Consider the following 18,510-nt stretch of genomic DNA (forward strand, 5'->3'; position numbering starts at 1 on the left):
CTCGGCAGGCTCAGGGGTGGAGCTTCTTCTCCTCGGCCAGCATGGCGACGAACTTCGCGATGCGCGCGGCCCTGGTCTCCGGCTTCCTGGCGGCCTCGACCCGGTGCAGGATCGCGTACCGGTTGTGGCTGTCCAGAGTGGCGAAGAAGGCGCGGGCCGCCGGCACCGCGTCCAGGGCGGCCCGGAGGTCGTCGGGCACCGTCGCACTGCTCTGCGCCGCGTACGCGGCCTCCCAGCGGCCGTCCGCCCTGGCCCGCTCCACCTCGCGCAGACCGGCGGGCCGCATCCGGCCCCGCTCGATCAGAGCGGTCGCCTTGGCACGGTTGATCTGCGACCACCTACTGCCCTGGCGCCGCGGAGTGAAGCGCTGGAGCCAGTGCCGCTCGTCCAGCTTCCTCTTCTGCCCGTCGATCCAGCCGAAGCAGAGCGCCGACTCCAGCGCCGTCGCGTAGTCGACGCCGTCGGCCCCGGAGCCGCTCCTGGGAATCTTGAACCAGATGCCCGGCACATCCGCGTGGTGCTCCTCCAGCCACCGCTCCCACTCCTCCTGTGTGGCGAAGAAGAGGACCGGATCCGCCGCTTTGCGTGATCCCTCAGCCATGTCCGCCATGAAAGGCCACGGCCGGGACCGGGTCAACCACCCGGCACCCTGAGGACCGCGGCCACGGTGGCGGCCACCAGGCCGGTGCCGAAGAGGACGGCCACGACGTACCGGGAGCGGTCGGGCGGGGGCGAGGGGCGGACGGGGCCCAACTCGCCCCAGTGCCGGGCGGATTCGCGCGACTCGGTCCGCCGTGCCACCGCCGCACCGATCCGCAGGCCGGCCGTGAGCAGCATGCCCGCGGCGGCCGCGGCGCAGGGGATCCACCACGCCTCGGCCAGGAGCAGCAGGACGGCGATCACGCCGCCGGTGCTCCAGCCGCTGACGCAGGCCGCAGCCGCCCTGCGCCGGGACACGGGCCGGTCGGGCCCCGCACGCAGGTCGGCGAGGGCCGGCAGGTACCAGACGCAGCCGGAGGCGGTCACGGTCGTGGCGCCCAGGGCGAGAACGGTCTGCGGCATGGTCTACCTCGCCGACCCGTCGAGTTCGAGTGCGGCGATCTCCGGGTGGTGCAGGTCGAAGGCCGGGGACTCGGAGCGGATACGGGGGAGGGAGACGAAGTTGTGCCGCGGGGGAGGGCAGGAGGTGGCCCACTCCAGGGAACGCCCGTAGCCCCAGGGGTCGTCGACGTCCACCGGCTTGCCGTACTTCGCTGTCTTCCAGACGTTGTAGAAGAACGGCAGGATCGACAGACCGAGCAGGAACGACCCGATGGTGGAGACGGTGTTGAGGGCGGTGAAGCCGTCGGCGGCCAGGTAGTCGGCGTAACGGCGGGGCATGCCCTCGGCGCCCAGCCAGTGCTGGACCAGGAAGGTGGTGTGGAAGCCGACCGTGAGCGTCCAGAAGGTGATCCTGCCGAGGCGCTCGTCGAGCATCTTGCCGGTCATCTTCGGCCACCAGAAGTGGAATCCGGCGAACATCGCGTACACGACCGTACCGAAGACCGTGTAGTGGAAGTGGGCGACGACGAAGTACGAGTCGGACAGGTGGAAGTCCATCGGCGGGGACGCGAGGATCACGCCGGTCAGGCCGCCGAAGAGGAACGTGATCAGGAAGCCGGTGGTCCACAGCATCGGTGTCTCGAACGACAGCGAGCCCTTCCACATCGTGCCGATCCAGTTGAAGAACTTCACACCCGTCGGCACGGCGATCAGGAACGTCATGAAGGAGAAGAACGGGAGGAGAACGCCGCCGGTGACGTACATGTGATGCGCCCATACGGTCACGCTCAGGCCGGCGATGGCGATGGTCGCGCCGATGAGGCCCATGTAGCCGAACATCGGCTTGCGGGCGAAGACCGGGATCACCTCGGAGACGATGCCGAAGAACGGCAGGGCCAGGATGTACACCTCGGGATGCCCGAAGAACCAGAACAGGTGCTGCCACAGCAGGGCTCCACCGTTGGCGGCGTCAAAGACATGGGCGCCGAACTTGCGGTCCATCTCCAGCGCGAACAGGGCGGCCGCCAGGACGGGGAAGACGATCAGGACCAGCACGGCGGTCAGCAGCACGTTCCAGGTGAAGATCGGCATCCGGAACATCGTGAGGCCCGGCGCCCGCATGCAGACGATCGTGGTGATGAAGTTGACCGCACCGAGGATCGAGCCGAAGCCGGACAGGGCCACGCCCATGATCCACAGGTCGGCGCCGAGGCCCGGCGAGTGGATGGCGTCCGACAGCGGGGCGTACAGGAACCACCCGAAGTCCGCGGCCCCGCCGGGCGTCAGGAAGCCGAAGGCGGCGATCGACGAGCCGAACAGGAACAGCCAGTAGGCGAGCATGTTCAGGCGCGGGAAGGCCACGTCCGGGGCGCCGATCTGCAGCGGCATGATCCAGTTGGCGAAGCCGGTGAACAGCGGCATCGCGAACATCAGCAGCATGATCGAGCCGTGCATGGTGAACGCCTGGTCGAACTGCTCGTTCGACATGATCTGCAGACCCGGCCGGGCCAGTTCGGCGCGCATCAGCAGGGCCATCACGCCGCCGACGATGAAGAACGCGAAGGCCGTGACCAGGTACATCGTCCCGATCCTCTTGTGGTCGGTGGTCGTCAGCCACTGCGCCCACGCCGGTCTGCCCGCCGCTCGTGCCGTCCGTCCGGCCGCCTTCCCGGCCACGGGTACCCCGGCCTTCGGGCTCCCGGTTCCCACCTGCTGTATCTGTGCCTCGTCCACCGGACGGCGTCCTTCCCCTGTGCTCATGTCGGCGGCGAGCCGGGAAGTGCCTTCGACGGGGGACATGGACGAGCCCTTCCCGGCTGCCGCCACATGATCGCCACACCGCCCCCCGGCCCCGATAGGGCCGAACGACCCGGCCCCGGCCGCCGGGTGGGGCCCAACGGCCCGTCTTCCGGTCCGGCGCGGCCGACGGGGGCTGGGGGGGCGTGCGGACGCCTCGGCTACGTCCAGCGCATGCCGATGGCGGACAGCCGATCGACCTGCTCGGGGGAGAGAGTTCCGGCCCTGCTGCGTTGGTTGCTGATACACGCCCCGAGTTTGACGAGACGCTCCTGCCGGTCCTCGCTCGCGTGGCCGGAGCCGAGGACGATGCGTTCTTCGTGCTTTCTGGGTACGCGGAGGTGGCCCTCACGCCGGTAATACTGCTGGGCGGCGGTGTAGTTGACGGTCCATCGGTCGGCGTGGGTGCGGCGCGGCGCGGGCTTCTCGTCCTCGGCGGCGGGCTCGATGCCGAGGACGTGTGCGCACATCCACTGCTGTACGGTGCTCAGCCTGTCGAAGCCGAGCCGCTGCGCGCGCACCCATCGCCCGAGGTCTTCGCCCTGCACCAGGACCAGGCCGGGAGCGGTCGGCAGTTCCCCGCCGGCTTCGAGATGCCGGCGGGTGAGATGGAAGCAGCGTTGCCATTCCACCGGCCAGGCGGGGCACCAGGAGGGGTCGATGTCATCGAGCTGCTCGCGACGTGCCGTCGACAGCGCGCCGGCCGTCGATGTCAATAGGGCTCCGCCGGCGCCGAGTTGCTCGTCCTGCCGTGCCCTGCGTGCGGCGGCCCGCTGGTTCTTCAGCCAGATGCCGACCTTGTAGCCCTGGTGGGTGGCGTCCCGCGGAGCCAGGAGGTGCCCGTTGTCGGCGGCCCACCCCCGGGCCGCTGCCAGGCCTTCCTCCCACGCGGTGTCGAAGTGCGACCAGACCATGCCCAGCTTGTCCAGCTGCCGGACGCGTTCGGCGGCCAGGTTGCCCCGCGCGTGCGAGCGCCGGGCGTCGGCGATCCACTGTCCCAGCGGAAAGCGCGCGAGCGGGGCCGGCCACCGCTCCGACTCCGCTTCGGCCTCCCGGCCGTCGCTGTCGGGGACGCGATAGGTGAACGGCACGCGCAGATCGCCGTGGAGCCGGGTGTAGACGACGGAGGCCTCCACGCCGCGCCGCCAGTGGGTGTGTTCGGGGTTGAGGACCCGCAGGTCGATGAACGCGGACAGCTGCGCGGGATCGCGAGGCGTGCTGAACCTCAGCAGCGCTCGCGCCGGCGCCGACAGCGGGCCGTCGTCCTCGCCGGCCTCGCCGTCCTGCGCGGCGGTGCGGCTCTGGACGCCCTGGGCCTGGCTCTGCGCCTGTGGTTCGGCGAGTCGCTCCACGATGCGGGTGTCGTGGGCCCGCAGCGCGGTGAGCAGTTTGGCCAGCCCGTCGTACGCACGGGAGGTGAGCATGGAGTCCGGTGTCTCCCCGGGGCCGAGGAGGACGGGGACGACGAGGGAGGCGAGCTTGCCCTGCCCCGGCTGCATGCGCAGGGCACGGCCGACGGCCTGGACGAGGTCGGGCAGGGAACCGCGGACGTCGGCGAAGTAGACGCTGTCGCAGGTGCGGGTGTCGACGCCCTCGCCCAGCACCTTCACCGACCCCAGAAAGCTCTTGTCGACGGGCGTGCAGTCGTCACGCCCGCCGTGGGCGAACCGGCTCAGGACACGGCGGCGGTGCTGCGGCGTGTGGTCGCCGCACAGCCACTCGGCCCACACCCGCTCCGGATACCGCGCCGGTTCCGACGCGTGCAGTCTGCGGGCGACGTCCGGAAGGCCGGCGGCGAACGCCTCGGCCTCCTTGACCAGGTGGTGGAAGACGAGGGTGCGGTGGAAATCCTCCTCGGCGCAGGCCTTCACCAGCGCGGTCTGCAGTGCCGCGAGGCGGGCTCCGCGCACGGCGTCGGAACGGCCCTCCATCCCGAGGAGTTGGGCGGCTTGCAGCTGGGTGTCGGTGACGTCGACGCACACCACCTGGTAGGGGGCGCAGATGCCCCGGTCGATGGCGGTCGACAGGGTCAGGGTGAAGCACCGGCTGCCGAACGGGCCGTCGGGATCGTCGTCCATCGAGGCCACCAGTTCGCCCGGCACACCCTGCCCCACGGCCTCGCCCTCGTCGTCGGGCTGCCACAGCCGGGGCGTGGCCGTCATGTACAGCCGTCGCGACGCCGGAATGCGTGTGTTGTCGTGCACCACCGCCCACGGCTTGCCGAGCCGCCCCGACGTACGGTGCGCCTCGTCCACCACGATGAGGTCCCACCCGGGCAGACCGGCGGCGTGCGCGCGCTCCAGAGTGCCCAGCCCCAGCGAGGCGTACGTCGCGAACACCGTCACATGCTCGAAGGGCCGCACCCAGGCGACCAGTTCGCCCACGTCCGTCGTGTTGGGGAAGGACGCCTGGTCCCCGCGCAGAGAGGACACCCCGATCACCGGGCCCCTGCGCCCGCCCTCGCGCCACGCGGCCTCGGTCTGCGCCAGCAGGTCCAGCGAGGGGACGAGGACCAGCACCCGGCCCGCCCGCAGTTCCTCCGCACCGCGCACCGCGACCAGCGTCTTGCCGGACCCGGTCGCCATGACCACCTGCGTCCTGAGCCCGCGCTCCGGCACCGTGGCCCCGGCCGGCACCTCCAGCGCGCGCAGCACCGCGTCCACCGCCTCACGCTGGTGCGGACGAAGCTCGCGTACAGCCATCTCCCTGGGCCCTCCGCTCGACGCGACTGCCGGCGCTACCGGATGCCCGGACACTCCGTGACGACAGGTGCCGTCCGATGCCAGGCAGCCTAATCCAACGGTCGTACCGGCCGTGTGCGACGAGACGGTGCCGGTCGCCGCGGAGCCGATGGGCAGTACATGACATAAAGGCGGCGCCGGGTCGGCTACGGCGTGGGCGGCTTGAGCAGGGCCAGCAGGGCGCCCTGCGGGTCGCGGACCACGCTCATCCGGCCGGCGGCCGTGTCGAAGGGCGCGGTGCGGACGGTGCCGTCGCGCTTGACCAGGGCATCCACGGTGGAGTCGACGTCGTCGACGGCGAAGTAGGTCAGCCAGTGTGCCGGGGTGTCCGGCGGGGCGTCGGCGAGCAGGGTGACGCCGCCGACGGTCCGCCCGCCGGCCTGGAGGGCCCAGCGCGAGTCGGTCCCCGGCGTCCGTTCGACGCCGGTGCCGAACACCTCTTGGTAGAAGCGCGTGGCAGCGTGGACGTCGTCGGTGTGCAGTTCGTTCCAGACGAGCGCGCCGGACTCGTCGACCACCTGTGCGCCCGAGAACTCGCCGGGCTGCCAGACCCCGAACACCGCGCCCTGCGGGTCACGGGCGAGCAGCATCCGGCCGAGCGCGCCGCCGTCCATCACCGGGATGAGCAGGGTGCCGCCGGCGGCGGTGATCGCGTCCTGGGTGGCCTCCGCGTCGGCGGTGGCCAAGTAGCTGATCCACATGGCGCGTTGAGCCGAGGCCCCCTCAGTGGCCGAGGCCGGGGGAGGGGCCGGGGCGATGCCGGCCACGGCCTTGCCGCCCAGCTCGCAGACCGCGTATCCGCCGGACTCGGCCAGCCCCGCCTGTCCCTGCCAGCCGAACAGGTCGCAGTAGAAGTCCAGCGCGGCCAACTGGTCCTTCGCCATCAGATCGACCCAGCACGGGGCGCCGGTCGGGTAGGCAATGGTGACTTCGGGCATGTGCCACTCCCCACTCTCTCTGCTGGGGTGCCTGGTCGGACACCCGTACGTCGGACCGCGACCCGCCGCCTGAGACACCGCCCGCGACCGGAGGTCCGCTGCTGATGTCCGGCCGTGGAACAGTCGCGCGAAATGACTTCCCGTCCGACGGCAGGGCTACGTCGCCCGTTCGCGGCAACGATGCGCGCGGGCGTTGACGCGCCGGTCCGTCGCACGATGCGGACGTTCTCCCGCGCCCAACTCCTGCGCTTCCCGCATCTTTGCGTAGTGCGCATCTTTCGCTGCCGTCGTTCCATGGGGTTGCGAGAGCGGAAGAAGGCCGAGACGCGCGCCGCGCTCAGTCGGGCTGCGCTGCGGCTGACCGTCGAGCGTGGGCTCGACAACGTCGAGGTCGAGGACATCGCCGAGGCCGCCGGGGTCTCGCCTCGCACGTTCGACAACCGCTGTGGGACGCCCTCACCCGCGCGGTGCTGGCGCAGTTCGCGCCCGACACGGCTGCCGCCGAGCACCCCGTCGCCGGCGCCGTGCAGTGGACGGCGGGCGTGCGCATGATGCTCGCGGAGCCGGCACTGCGAGGCGAGATGCTGCGCGCCGGGGCCGTCGCCGAAGCCGGGATCGCCGCGGCGGTCGCCGACCGCAGCGGCACCGACCCGAAGCGGGACCTGTACCCGCACCTCGTCGCGTCCGTGGTCATGGCCGCGACGAACACCGCCATGGCCCATCATCTCCGCACCGATCCGCCGGTCCCCGTCGGGCCGTTGCTCGCGGACGCCCTCGCACAGCTCACGGCGGGCCTGCCCACCCCCTGACAAGCCACTGCGGATGGAGAGCCCGGCAGGTGCTCGGGCCGATGTCCCCTGCCCGTCAAGGAACTTGTCCATGATCGGCGTCGTTGCCGCGGGCGCCGGGCCGACCGGTCTGATGCTCGCCTGCGAGCTGTCCCTGGCCGGCGCACGCCCCCCGGTCCTGGAACGCCGCACCGAACCGTCCGGCGAGCACCGCGCGAACGGCCTCGCCGTGGTCCTCCTGGACCCCACCGGCACCCTCGACGCGGGCCGCTGAGCGCCGCACGTCGGCACCGCGACCCTCCCCGCGCCTCGAAACGGCCCTGCTGCTCCGCCCCGACTGCTACGTCGCCTGGCCGGGCACCACGGGCGACGGCCGGCACGAAGCGCTGGAAACGTGGTGCGAACCGGTGCTCACGGAATCCACCCGCACCGCTCGGATAACATGATCGAACTCACGGCGAAGGTGACCTCTTCGCCGGCCGCTCGTCGGAAAGCCATGCCGCCCCGCACGACGAGTGCCCTATTGATCGACAACTCACACATCGGCCAGATAATTGATATCCAGAACATCGCGAGTGCTTTCGCGAATAGTCAGCAGAACAAGGTTCGTTGATCGGCGCCGACCACGGGGGATGCTGTGGGCCGTGGCGGGTGCGGTGGCACTCGGGTTCCTCGTCTCGCTGGAGATCGCCGCGCGTCATTACGGCCTGCCGGGACCGATCACCAACCAGGCGGAAGAGGTGATATTCCCGCCGAAATCAGGGTTTCTGCTCTACGCCAGTCTGGCGTTGACGATGGTGGTGCTCACCTGGCGGCAGCGGTTCGTCGCGCTCGGTGTCGCGGTCGGTATCGACGTCGTGCTCCTGGTGGTGCGCTGGGCGGCCGATGTCAGGATCACCGACGGACATCCCTTCGGAAACGGGGCGTTGTGGGTGATTCTGGGCCATGCGGTCATCGCCGTCACACGCCGTACCGGGCGCGAACGCGTCCTGCTGCTGAAGGGCGTCGGCCTGGGACTGCTGCTGGTGGCCGGCCGCAAGACCGGTGACGCCTGGCTCCTCGTCACCTCGAAGACCCGCCCGGCGGTGTTCGACCAGTACGCGGCGACCGCCGATCACGCGCTGGGCAACCCGTCGTGGGTGGCGGGCCGGATCGTCAGGGCCACCGGTCCGATCGGTGCCCACGTTCTCGACTACGTCTACATCCAGCTCGCGGTGGCCGCGGTCGTCGTCGCGATGTACCAGCTGCGGAATGTGGCCGCCGAGCGCCGATTCCCGCGCCATCATCTCGTGCGGACCTTTCTGGTCATCGGTCTCCTCGGGCCGGCCGTCTACATGCTCTTCCCGGTGGTCGGGCCGGTCTTCGCGTACGGCGCCGAGGGCGGGAACTGGGCGGTGGCCAACCTGTGGCCCGACACACCGCCGCCGATCAACGCCCCGCACCCCATACCGTTCGACGAGATCACCCCGCGCAACTGCATGCCCAGCCTGCACACGGCATGGGCCACCACGATTTTCGTGCATTCCCGCAAGGGCCCGCGAATTCTGCGATACGCGGGCACCTTCTGGCTCGTCGCCACGCTCGGCGCGACGCTGGGATTCGGCTACCACTACGGCGTGGATCTCGTCGCCGGCGCGGTGTTCGCGCTCACGGTCGAGGCGGCCCTGCGCGCGTTCGCACGCGGCTGGGACCGGACGGGCAGCAGGCTCGTCGCCTACGGGGCGACCGTCTTCGCCGCGCTCCTGGCGTCGTACCGCTATCTGCCCACGAAGATGGCCGAGCACCCGTGGCTGTTCGGACCGCTGCTCATCGCGGCGATGAGTTCTGTGATCGTCGGTTACCTGCGGACCACCAGACAGTGGGAGCCGGAGACCGCCCCGGTGCGCACACCGGAACCGCAACCCGAACCGGTCTGACACCGGCCGCCCCCGCACGGTCGTGCCGCTCCTTCCCGCGTCCACAGGGGCTTCAGCCGGTACGTCAGCAGCGCGTCCGGAGTTCCCCTTCCGCCTTCGCTTCCGAGTGGTCACCGTGACAGCGCCGCGAGGCTCAGCGGTGGACGGGTCGACTCGGGGGGCGAAGTCGGAGTACGCCCCGGCCGCAGCCGTGTGTGGAGCCGGGGGACCGGAGCCGTGCCTGCTCGCGAGCGGCCGATGCCGGGGAGCCCTCCGCGCGCAGCTGCCAGAATCCGGTGTCACGCCAACCCCTGCCGCGCGACGCCGTACCCCGGATGGCAGGATCGGAGGGTGTCCGTCATGAGCAAGCTGCAAATCAAGCCTGGTCAGAGCGTCGTCGTGCTGGGCAAGCCCGACGACGTCCAGCTGGAGTTCGAGTCCACGGGTGACGCGGCCTCCGCCGATGCCGTGCTCGCCTTCGTCACCACCGCCGGCGACCTTCCCGGGGCGGGGGCGCAGGCCGCGCTCGGCGCCGCCCGGCGCGATGCCCTCGCCTGGGTGGCCTACCCGAAGGGCGGCAGGCTCGGAACGGATCTGAACCGCGACACCCTGGCGGCCGCCCTGTCCGAGCAAGGCGTGCGCCCCGTGCGACAGATCGCCATCGACGACACCTGGTCGGCGCTCCGATTCCGGCCGGGTGACTGACCTGCCGCAGGAGCCGGGGGAGTCGACTCCTCGACACACACCACCGCGGAACGTGCCTCGGAGCACCCCGTACACTGACTGCCCTTGTCAGCCAACGGGGAGAGTGTTGCAGCAGTGAACCATCACGACGGCGCCAACTGGATGCTGAGCGAGACCCCCATCTACGCCCGCCTCGTCGAGGAGTTGGGTGACGTCCCCACCGAGGTCAACCGCGTGAGCGTACAGATTCACCGGGAGGCGGACCGGGCCGTCGACTTCAGCGCGCTGCGCGGCTGGGCGGCATGACCGGCCTCTGCCTGCCGCGCTCCTGAGCATGCCCTGAGGGCCCGGCCCCGGATGAGTTGCTGGGGGCGCCCGGGGAGTGACCCGGCCGACCGCTCACGACGACCTCCTCCGCCTCCTTCCACCACTCCCTCCGGTCCGCCGTCAGCCCTGCACCGGGTCCCGAGTCGGCGGACGAACCCGGCCTGTACCGTCGTGCGCCGTCGTGGTCCAGGGCTGGACAGGGCGGCGTAACGGTGTCGCCGATCGGTACGACCTGTCGGTGGGTGTCGTCGGCGGCACGCGTCCTCGTTCGTCACCGTTCGTCACCTGCTTGAGGCTGTCCGCCGCGGCCGGCGACGTGACGCGACGCGTGGGCGCCCCGGCCGTCGGCGGCGTGTCCGCGGGAAGTCGTCACCGGCGTGCGGAAGTTGACCGTCGGCGGCGAGCCGACGGGGGAGGGGGACCGGCCGTGGCCGAACGGCTCGGGTCAGTGGCCTCTTCGGCGGGGACGTCGCGTGGGCGCAGGCCGCCGATCAGGCCGAGGATCAGGACGGCGATGCCCAGCCATACCGACGGACTCGGCGTGCCGCTGCCCGTGACGGCGCCGACGGCGGCCGCGGCGAGCGGTGCGATGCCGGTGAGCAGCCCGGCTCGCCCGGAACCCGCGGCGCGGACCGTCGAGTACCACAGGACGAAGGCGACCGCCGTCACCAGCAACGCCAGATATCCGACCGCCGCCCACTGGGACCCGGTCAACTCGCCCACGGCCGACGGCCCTTCCCGCATCGCGCCGAGGGCGGCCAGCATCACGGCCGCCAGCCATACCGCGTGCACGGACACACCCCACGGCGAGTGCCGACGGAGCACAGGCACGGCGCACAGCGTGAACGCGGCCTCGCAGCCCAGGGCCAGGACCGCCCAGGCCACTCCGACGGCATCGGTGCGGCCGGTGCCCTCGACCAGCACCGCGCCCGCCATGACGACGGGCGCCGCCCACAGGACCTGCCGGCTCGGCCTGCGCCGTTCCAGGAACGGGCCCGCCACACCGAGGACCACCGGCACACAGGCGACCGCGACGGCGATCACCGCGGGTTCCGCATGGGCGACGCCCCGGACCACGGCCACGTTGAACAGGACCAGTCCGGTGACGGCGATCCCGGCCAGCCACAGCCACTCGCGGCCGCGCGGCCGGAGCAGGCGCGCACCGGTGAGCCGGGCCATGACCAGGAGGATCACGGTCGCGGCGGCGTACCGGACGGCCTGGGTGGTGAACAGCGGGGCGTCGACGAGCGTGTGCGAGACGGTCACGCTGCTGCCGACCAGAGCCATCCCCACCATGCCCGGCAAGAGCTGGGCGAAGGAAGCGGAAGGTGTCTTCATGGCGTCCAGGCTGCCTCCACAATGGACGTCATGAGCAGGTCCACAGTGCCATCGGCACAGGGGTCCAAAACCTCTCACCCGGCCACGAACGCAGGGGCGGAGGCGTCGGCGGACGCCGCGTCGGCCGCCGGGGCGGGTGTCGGCTCGGACTTCCTCCAGCTGGACATCGGCCAGGCGCCGCCCGGCGGGCGTACGGCCTGGCTGGCCGACCGGCTGCGGTCGGCCATCGCCGACGGCAGGCTGCCGGTCGGCGCACGGCTGCCGGCCAGCCGGGTGCTCGCCGAGGAACTGCGTGTCACCCGCGGCGTGGTCACCGAGGCGTACCGGCGGCTCGCCGAGTCGGGACAGATCGCGGGCCGCGGCCGGCTGGGCACGGTGGTCGTGGCGGCGCCCGCCGCACCCCGCGTCCGCGCCACGGCCATGCCCCGCGACCAGGACCGCGCCCGCGGCGCGGTTCCGCCGGGGCCGGGGGCCGCGCTCTTCGGCTCGGGTGCCCGCGAGGGCGTCGTCGACGCACTGCGCGCCCTGCCGAGCCGTATCGACCTCTCCCCGGGCGTCCCCGACCTCGCCGCATTCCCCCGCACGAGCTGGCTGCGCGCCGAACGCGCCGTCCTCGCGGGCGCCACCCCGGCCGACTTCGGCTACGGCGACCCCCGGGGCGCCCCCGCGCTCCGCACGGCCGTCGTCGGCTGGCTGGCGCGCAACCGGGGCATCCGCGCCGACCCCGACGAGGTCGTGGTGGTCGCGGGCGTGGCGCAGGCCCTCGGTCTGCTCGGGCAGATCCTCGCGGCGGACGGAATCCGGCGCATCGCCGTCGAGGATCCCGGTTCGCTCGGCGCGCGCCAGCAGCTGGAGTACGTCGGCCACGAGATCGTGCCCGTTCCCGTGGACGCGGCCGGCCTCGACGTCGCGGCGCTGCGTGCCGGCGGCGCGCGGGCGGTGCTGCTGACCCCGGCCCACCAGTTCCCGACCGGTGCCGTCCTCGACGGCGAACGCCGTCGCGAGCTGCTGAGCTGGGCGGCCGACGGCGGTACGGTCATCGAGGACGACTACGACGCCGAACACCGCTACGACCGGCCGCCGGTGCCGGCGCTGCGCTCGCTGGTGCCCGAAGGCGTGTGTTACGCGGGCAGTGTGTCCAAACTGCTCGCCCCGGCGCTCCGCGTGGGCTGGCTGCTCGTACCGCAGAACCGGCTGGACGCGCTCGTGACGGCCAAACGCTACGCCGACCTCGGCAACGGCATCCTGACCCAGCTCGTCCTGGCCCGCCTGATGGACTCGGGTGAGCTGGAACGGCACCTGCGCCATGTCCGGCAACGCCACCGCCGACGCCGGGACGCGATGCTGCGCGCGATCGAGAGGCACCTGCCCGGCGCCCATGTCCACGGTGCGGCCGCCGGCCTGCACCTGACGGTCACCTTCGGCGACCCACCGGGCGGTGCCCGTGACGGCCTCCGGGACACGGACCTCGCGGCGGCGGCTCTCGCCCAAGGGGTGAAGGCGCACCCACTGTCCTGGCACCGGATCACCCCTGGTCCGCCGGGCCTCGTCCTCGGCTACGCGGCGGGCCCCGCGCACGAGCTCGACGAGGGCATCGCCGTCATCGGCTCGGCGCTGAGGGTTCTGCGCGGCTGAGCCCGGTGCACGCGCCGGGAGTGCGTGGCGACGTCCACGCCGGTACCGCCGACGGTGCCCCGGGCGGGCTGCCGGTGTGCCGGGAGGAGCGCTCGCCGGAGTCGGTGGGCCCGCAGAAGCCCCGGGCGGCGGGCGGGTCCGGCCGAAGGCGGCCCAGCCGGTCCCCGGCTCGGCCGCGCCGATTCCGGCCGGTTCGCCGCCGCCGGGGCAGCCAGGCGTCCCGGTACGGTGCGCCCGCGCGCTCGGCCGCCGCGGACGGCGTGAACGATCAGGTGACTGCGCCGGTCGCACCTTCCTGCAACTGTTCGGCAGGCCGGTCCGCCCTTGGATCAGCCTGTGGTGCAGTACTTTTGCGAGAGTCCGGCCAGCCGGCTGTGCCGCCCCCCGACCGATGAACGCCGCGATCGACGCGATGTGGTGACCGCTCTTGCGCGCACCACGAACTGTGAGCAACTGCCCCTGAACACAGCGGAGTCCACGGCCCTTCATGCTGACTGGTTCCCCGGGGACGCGGAGGCACTGTGAACGAGACCGAAGTACTGATCATCGGTGGCGGGCCGGTCGGGCTGGCGCTCGCCCTGGACCTGCGCTCCCGGGGGGTGTCCTGCCTGGTCCTCGAAACCACCGACGGCCGGGTACGCCATCCCAGAGTCGGCACCGTCGGCCCCCGGTCCATGGAGCTGATGCGCCGCTGGGGCCTGGCGGAGCGGATTCGCAAGACCGGCTGGCCCGGTGACCACTCGCTCGACATCGCCTGGGTGACAGCGGTCGGCGGGCACGAGATCCATCGTCTCGGCTTCGGCACCACCGACACCCGTCCGGCCCTGCCCTACACCCCGGAGCCCGAGCAGGTCTGCCCGCAGCACTGGCTGCTCCCGCTCCTCGCCGAGGCGGTGGGACCCGAGGTACTGCGGCGCGAGTGCCGACTGGAGTCCTTCGTCCAGGACGACGACCAGGTCCTGGCCACCGTCACCGACCTGGCCGACGGCAGCCGCCTCGACGTCGGGGCCCGATACCTCGTCGGCTGTGACGGCGCCGCCTCCCGTGTGCGCACCGCCCTGCGGATCGCGGCACCGCCCCGGCGCCCGACACGGGTCTTCCGCAACATACTCTTCCGGGCTCCTCGGCTCCGCGAGCAACTCGGCCCCGACGGCGCCCTGGTGTACTTCCTGACCCAGCCCCCGGACCTGCGCTACCCGCTGCGGGCGATGAACGGCAGGGACCTGTACCGGCTGACCGTCGGCCACCACACCTCGGCCGACCCCATCCGGGCCATCCGGTCGGCGATCGCCCTGAAGACGCCCGTCGAGGTGCTCTCGGACAACGTCTGGCACCTGACCCACCGGGTCGCCGAACGCTATCGCCACGGCCGGGTGCTGCTGGCCGGGGACGCCGCCCACACACTGTCGCCCTCCGGCGGCTTCGGGATGAACACCGGTATCGCGGACGCGGCCGACCTCGGCTGGAAGCTGGCCGCCGAACTCACCGGCTGGGCGGGTCCCGCGCTGCTCGACTCCTACGAGCAGGAGCGCCGCCCCGTGGCCGAACTCAGCCTGACCGAGGCCGACGGCAACCTACGCCGCACCCTCGACCGCCGCCTGCCCACGGAGATCCTGCTCGACACCGCCCAGGGCGCCACGGCGCGGACACGCCTCGCCCGGGCCATCGAACGCAGCGGTGTACGGCGCGAGTTCGAGGCGCCGGACATGCACTTCGGCTACCGCTACGCCTCCCCGGTGATCGTCCCGGACGGCCGCACCGCGTACGACTGGTGCGCAGACCTCGTGGCCGGCGGCCGGGCCCCGCACGTCCGGCTGGGGTACGGGGCCTCCAGCCTGGACCTGTTCGGTCACGGCTTCCACCTGGTCGCCTCCGACCCCCGCCCCGACCTGCCCGCACTCGACACACTGGCACGCGCCTTCGGCGCTCGCCGGGTCCCGTTCGCGCTGACCCGGGCCCCGCTCTACGCCAGCCCGTACGCCCTGGTCCGGCCCGACGGCCATGTCGCCTGGCACGGCGCCGAGTTGCCGGCCGCCCCCGGTGCCCTGGTGGACACCGTGCGCGGGGAGCGGCGATGACGTTCGGCCCGGCCCGCATCGCCGGCCCGAGTCGGCCCGGCGGCACAGGCGCCCTCGGCAGCCGTGCCGCAGCCGCGCTGCCCGCCCGAATACCCGGAACGTAACCGCACGTTCTCCACGGGCTGCCGCGCCGTGCCACCGCCACCGCCATCCGCTGAAGGGGCGCATCCGTGAGCGGGCCCGGCCGCCGTTCCCCCGCTCCCATCCGCGTGCCCCCGGTCCGGTCCGCCAGTCCGGTCCGCCACGCACCGAACCGACCGATCACCGGCAGGAGTTGTCGCCATGCGTGCCCTCGTCACCGTCACCGGATCGTCCTCCCACGTGAATGCCGTGCTGCCCCTGGTCGCGGCGCTCGCGGCAGCGCGCCACCAGGTGCTCGTCGCGGCCCCGGCCCATCTGCTCGGGCCGTTCGACAGCCTGCCGGTGCGGCGGGAACCACTGCTGACCGATCCGCACACCACCTTCTCGCCGCAGGCCGAAGGACCGCCCGAACGCCGCGCGTTCGACCTGTTCGCCGGACCCCACCTCATCGACAGTTACCGTGCGCTGCTGCCCGTGGCCCGCGCGTTCGCACCCGACCTGGTCGTGCGGGACGGCGGCGAGTTCACCGGATACCTGGTGGCGGAGACACTCGGGCTGCCGCACCTGGCCGCACCCTCGGGAGCAGCCAACCACCTGAACCCCGAGGCCCTGCAACCGCAGCTCAACCAGCGGCGAGCCGCACTCGGACTACCGGCCGAGGACGACCCCGACGCCATCCACCGGCACGGCCGGCTGGACTGCATGCCCCCGGAGTTCTCCTTCGCCCGCCACCCGACCGGCAGGTCGTACCGCTACCGACAACCCGCCGAGATCGATCCTGGCGCCGTACTGCCGCCATGGGTGGCCGAACTCCCCGCCGACCGGCCACTGGTGCTCGCTTCCATCGGGACCGTACTGCCCAGCGTCCCGCCCCACGTGCTGGACGTGCCGGCCCTGCTCGACGCCGTCGTCGACGGTCTGGCCGAACTCGACTGCCAGGCGGTGGTGGCGACCGGCGGCATTCCTGTGGAGCGCCCGCAGACGGCGGGCCACGTGCACCTCGTGGACCGCGTACCGCAGCCGATGCTGCTGCGCTGCGCCCAACTCCTCGTCACCCACGGCGGGTACAACAGCGTCAGGGAGGCGGTCGGGGCGGGGGTGCCGATGGCCGTGCTGCCCGGCTTCGGTGACCAGCCCGCCAACGCCGACCGGGTGCAGGAACTGGGTCTGGGCCGCCGTGTCGCCTCGCCGGACGAGGTGGCCGCGGTGTGCCGGCAGGTGCTGAACGACCCCGAGGTCGCCGCACGCTCCCGGCACGCCCAGCGGCGGATGCTCGGCCTCCCACCGATCCAGGCGGCGGTGAGCGACCTGGAGAAGGTCGCGAGCGGGGGAGCGTGAGATGGAACGGAACGACTGCGACGTCGTGATCGTCGGCGCCGGACCGACCGGCCTGGCCCTCGCGGTCGGACTGCGTCTGTACGGGCTGCGGGTACGGGTCCTGGAGAAGCAGGACAGCGGCAAACGCGAGGCCCGCGCCGGCATCGTCTGGCACCGGGCCATGGAAGTGCTGGCCGACCTCGGCTGCGCCGAGCGGTTCGTCGAGGAAGGAGTGCCGCTCAACTCGACGGAGCTGATCGTCCAGGGGCGGACGGTCGGAGTCCTCGACCTGACCGCGAGCGGCACCCGCTGGCCCAACCCGCTCTCGATCGAGCAGGACGCGGTGGAGAGGCTGCTGGCGGAGCGGCTCGGAGAGGTGGGCGGCTCGATCGAGTGGTCGACCGAGGCGACGGCGGTCCGGGTGGCCGAGGACGCGGCCGAGGTCGAGGTCCGCTGTGCGGACGGCCGGCCGCGGACGCTGCGCTGTGCCTGGGTGGTCGGCTGCGAGGGCTCGCACAGCCTGGTGCGCAAGGCCGTCGGCGTGCCGTTCGACGGCGGCCCGCGGCGCCACCTCCAGGTCGCGCAGATCAACGCGAAGGTGGACTGGCGGCTGCCGTACCACGGGGACCGCACCTACCTCCTGTTGGACAAGGACCTGTCGCTCGGCTGCGCGCCCCGCCCCGGAGGCGGCTACCGCTGCTTCGCCTTCACCCGCGAACCGGACGCGACACCACTCACCCCGGTGACCGTCGAGGAGATGCGGCAGCTCTTGATGCGGGCCGCTCACGACTCCGACGTATGGCTCACACCGACACTGCCGGAGTGGACCAACCGGGCCCGGTTCCAGGACAGGTTCGCCCGCACGCTGCGCTCCGGACGGGCCCTGCTGGCCGGGGACAGCGCGCACCTGTGGGCGCCGATCGGCGGACGCGGCCTGAACACCGGCCTGCGCGGTGCGCACAACCTGGCCTGGAAACTGGCCAGTGTGGTACGCGGCTGGGCCCCGCCCGAGCTGCTGGACACCTACTCCGCCGAGCAACGGCGCACCGCCCTGCGGGTGATGCGCCGCACCAGGCGTGACGTGCTGGAATCGCCGGGCACATGGCGGGTCTTGCTGGCGATGCGCATGGTCGGCCGTCACGTACTGGGCACCCGATGGGCGACCGACCGGATCCGCGGGCGACTCGCCGACCTGGACCTGGACCACCGGGGAAGCCCGCTCTCGGCACCCGGAGGCGGCGACCGGATGCCCGACCAGCAGGTCTGGGCGGACGGCGGCGAACACAGCCTGCACGCCCTGCTCTCCTACCGGCACTGGACCCTGCTCTCGGTCGGCGAACGCCCCGCACCCGCCCCGGCACTGGCCTCCTGCCCCATGCCGGTCACCGTCCGCGCGGTGTCCCCGACGCACCCCTCACGCCAACTGCCCGACAATTCACTGGTACTTGTCCGTCCCGACCTGCACATCGGCCTTCAGACCCGAAGCCCCGAGGAGGTGACGGCCTACCTGGGACGATGGTGCACCCACCCAGGGACCGCCTCCGGGCAGTGACCGACCGGGAGTACGTGGACCCGAGCGTGAACCAACCCCCTGACCGCATGCCTGGCCACGCGCCCTCTTAACATCACACAACGACTTCACCGAACGGCGATGGAGTCGTGCATCGAGGAGGAACGGTCATGCACGCTCGGAGGATCGGCGCGGCCGCCGCGACAGCAGTGGCGCTTCTGGCTGCCCGCGACCTTGTCCAGAAAAGGCATGCGCTGCTCCGGAACTTCCCGGTGATCGGGCACGCCCGGTACCTGTTGGAGACGATCGGGCCGGAGCTGCGGCAGTACATCGTGACCTC

16 protein-coding genes and 2 pseudogenes are annotated in these 18,510 nt (G+C 72.2%); 12 read left to right on the forward strand and 6 right to left on the reverse strand.

Features of this window, described 5'->3' with window-relative positions; all coding sequences use genetic code 11:
- Positions 1-10 precede the first annotated feature (10 nt).
- From ACFC8N_RS32330 to ACFC8N_RS32350, 5 genes are all read right to left on the reverse strand, one after another.
- Entirely contained in the window at positions 11-601 is a 591-nt protein-coding gene (locus tag ACFC8N_RS32330; protein WP_376291977.1) for a YdeI family protein, read from the reverse strand.
- Between the two features lie 32 nt (positions 602-633).
- Positions 634-1,062 carry a hypothetical protein gene (locus tag ACFC8N_RS32335; protein ID WP_376291979.1) on the reverse strand — a complete coding sequence of 143 codons (429 nt, stop codon included), beginning with the start codon at positions 1,060-1,062 and terminating at the stop codon, positions 634-636.
- 3 nt (positions 1,063-1,065) lie between these two features.
- On the reverse strand, positions 1,066-2,802 hold the full coding sequence (gene ctaD, locus ACFC8N_RS32340) for a cytochrome c oxidase subunit I (RefSeq protein WP_376292025.1): 1,737 nt from the start codon (positions 2,800-2,802) through the stop codon (positions 1,066-1,068).
- A gap of 197 nt (positions 2,803-2,999) precedes the next feature.
- Positions 3,000-5,540, reverse strand: a complete 2,541-nt coding sequence (locus ACFC8N_RS32345) for a Helicase associated domain protein (RefSeq protein WP_376291982.1) — start codon at positions 5,538-5,540, stop codon at positions 3,000-3,002.
- 185 nt (positions 5,541-5,725) lie between these two features.
- Complete coding sequence (locus ACFC8N_RS32350) at positions 5,726-6,517, reverse strand: VOC family protein (RefSeq protein WP_362817994.1); 792 nt, start codon at positions 6,515-6,517, stop codon at positions 5,726-5,728.
- A gap of 294 nt (positions 6,518-6,811) precedes the next feature.
- Between ACFC8N_RS32350 and ACFC8N_RS32355 the strand changes: the two genes are divergently transcribed.
- From ACFC8N_RS32355 to ACFC8N_RS32385, 7 genes and pseudogenes are all read left to right on the forward strand, one after another.
- Positions 6,812-7,069 (forward strand): TetR/AcrR family transcriptional regulator, encoded by a 258-nt coding sequence (locus ACFC8N_RS32355; protein WP_376291985.1) that lies wholly within the window; start codon positions 6,812-6,814, stop codon positions 7,067-7,069.
- Entirely contained in the window at positions 6,985-7,326 is a 342-nt protein-coding gene (locus ACFC8N_RS32360) for a hypothetical protein (RefSeq protein ID WP_376291987.1), read from the forward strand. Before ACFC8N_RS32355 ends, ACFC8N_RS32360 begins: the two co-directional genes overlap by 85 nt.
- A gap of 112 nt (positions 7,327-7,438) precedes the next feature.
- A complete protein-coding gene (locus tag ACFC8N_RS32365) occupies positions 7,439-7,579 on the forward strand; it encodes a hypothetical protein (RefSeq protein WP_376292028.1) in 141 nt (46 codons plus the stop codon).
- Positions 7,575-7,751: pseudogene (locus ACFC8N_RS32370) on the forward strand (hypothetical protein); the annotation flags it as partial. The gene ACFC8N_RS32365 and the pseudogene ACFC8N_RS32370, both read left to right, overlap by 5 nt.
- Before the next feature lie 186 nt (positions 7,752-7,937).
- Entirely contained in the window at positions 7,938-9,221 is a 1,284-nt protein-coding gene (locus ACFC8N_RS32375) for a phosphatase PAP2 family protein (protein ID WP_376291990.1), read from the forward strand.
- A 339-nt stretch (positions 9,222-9,560) separates the two neighbouring features.
- Positions 9,561-9,905: a hypothetical protein gene (locus ACFC8N_RS32380; protein WP_356031592.1), complete on the forward strand. Its 345-nt coding sequence runs from the start codon at positions 9,561-9,563 to the stop codon at positions 9,903-9,905.
- Between the two features lie 114 nt (positions 9,906-10,019).
- Entirely contained in the window at positions 10,020-10,190 is a 171-nt protein-coding gene (locus ACFC8N_RS32385) for a hypothetical protein (protein WP_356031619.1), read from the forward strand.
- 390 nt (positions 10,191-10,580) lie between these two features.
- Here ACFC8N_RS32385 and ACFC8N_RS32390 read toward each other — a convergent pair whose 3' ends face one another.
- Positions 10,581-11,549, reverse strand: coding sequence for a DMT family transporter (locus tag ACFC8N_RS32390; protein ID WP_376291994.1), 969 nt, complete (start codon positions 11,547-11,549; stop codon positions 10,581-10,583).
- Positions 11,550-11,570: 21 nt separating this feature from the next.
- Here ACFC8N_RS32390 and ACFC8N_RS32395 point away from each other — a divergent pair, with 21 nt between their 5' ends.
- The 5 genes and pseudogenes from ACFC8N_RS32395 to ACFC8N_RS32415 all read left to right on the forward strand — a co-directional run.
- The gene (locus ACFC8N_RS32395; protein WP_376291997.1) at positions 11,571-13,184 is read left to right on the forward strand and encodes a PLP-dependent aminotransferase family protein; all 1,614 of its coding nucleotides are present in this window, start codon (positions 11,571-11,573) and stop codon (positions 13,182-13,184) included.
- A gap of 521 nt (positions 13,185-13,705) precedes the next feature.
- A complete protein-coding gene (locus ACFC8N_RS32400) occupies positions 13,706-15,262 on the forward strand; it encodes an FAD-dependent monooxygenase (protein WP_376292000.1) in 1,557 nt (518 codons plus the stop codon).
- 282 nt (positions 15,263-15,544) lie between these two features.
- Complete coding sequence (locus ACFC8N_RS32405; protein WP_376292003.1) at positions 15,545-16,681, forward strand: glycosyltransferase; 1,137 nt, start codon at positions 15,545-15,547, stop codon at positions 16,679-16,681.
- Between the two features lies 1 nt (position 16,682).
- On the forward strand, positions 16,683-18,212 hold the full coding sequence (locus ACFC8N_RS32410) for an FAD-dependent monooxygenase (protein ID WP_376292006.1): 1,530 nt from the start codon (positions 16,683-16,685) through the stop codon (positions 18,210-18,212).
- A 128-nt stretch (positions 18,213-18,340) separates the two neighbouring features.
- Positions 18,341-18,510: pseudogene (locus tag ACFC8N_RS32415) on the forward strand (FMN-binding glutamate synthase family protein); the annotation flags it as partial.

It is taken from the genome of Streptomyces sp. NPDC055966, from assembly GCF_042269865.1.
Taxonomy (GTDB): domain Bacteria; phylum Actinomycetota; class Actinomycetes; order Streptomycetales; family Streptomycetaceae; genus Streptomyces.

Coding starts and splice junctions, on each gene's coding strand:
- ACFC8N_RS32330 (WP_376291977.1), bottom strand. CDS start 601: ATGGCTGAGGGATCACGCAAAGCGGCGGATCCGGTCCTCTTCTTCGCC.
- ACFC8N_RS32335 (WP_376291979.1), bottom strand. CDS start 1,062: ATGCCGCAGACCGTTCTCGCCCTGGGCGCCACGACCGTGACCGCCTCC.
- ctaD (WP_376292025.1), bottom strand. CDS start 2,802: ATGAGCACAGGGGAAGGACGCCGTCCGGTGGACGAGGCACAGATACAG.
- ACFC8N_RS32345 (WP_376291982.1), bottom strand. CDS start 5,540: ATGGCTGTACGCGAGCTTCGTCCGCACCAGCGTGAGGCGGTGGACGCG.
- ACFC8N_RS32350 (WP_362817994.1), bottom strand. CDS start 6,517: ATGCCCGAAGTCACCATTGCCTACCCGACCGGCGCCCCGTGCTGGGTC.
- ACFC8N_RS32355 (WP_376291985.1), top strand. CDS start 6,812: ATGGGGTTGCGAGAGCGGAAGAAGGCCGAGACGCGCGCCGCGCTCAGT.
- ACFC8N_RS32365 (WP_376292028.1), top strand. CDS start 7,439: ATGCTCGCCTGCGAGCTGTCCCTGGCCGGCGCACGCCCCCCGGTCCTG.
- ACFC8N_RS32375 (WP_376291990.1), top strand. CDS start 7,938: ATGCTGTGGGCCGTGGCGGGTGCGGTGGCACTCGGGTTCCTCGTCTCG.
- ACFC8N_RS32380 (WP_356031592.1), top strand. CDS start 9,561: ATGAGCAAGCTGCAAATCAAGCCTGGTCAGAGCGTCGTCGTGCTGGGC.
- ACFC8N_RS32390 (WP_376291994.1), bottom strand. CDS start 11,549: ATGAAGACACCTTCCGCTTCCTTCGCCCAGCTCTTGCCGGGCATGGTG.
- ACFC8N_RS32395 (WP_376291997.1), top strand. CDS start 11,571: ATGGACGTCATGAGCAGGTCCACAGTGCCATCGGCACAGGGGTCCAAA.
- ACFC8N_RS32405 (WP_376292003.1), top strand. CDS start 15,545: ATGCGTGCCCTCGTCACCGTCACCGGATCGTCCTCCCACGTGAATGCC.
- ACFC8N_RS32410 (WP_376292006.1), top strand. CDS start 16,683: ATGGAACGGAACGACTGCGACGTCGTGATCGTCGGCGCCGGACCGACC.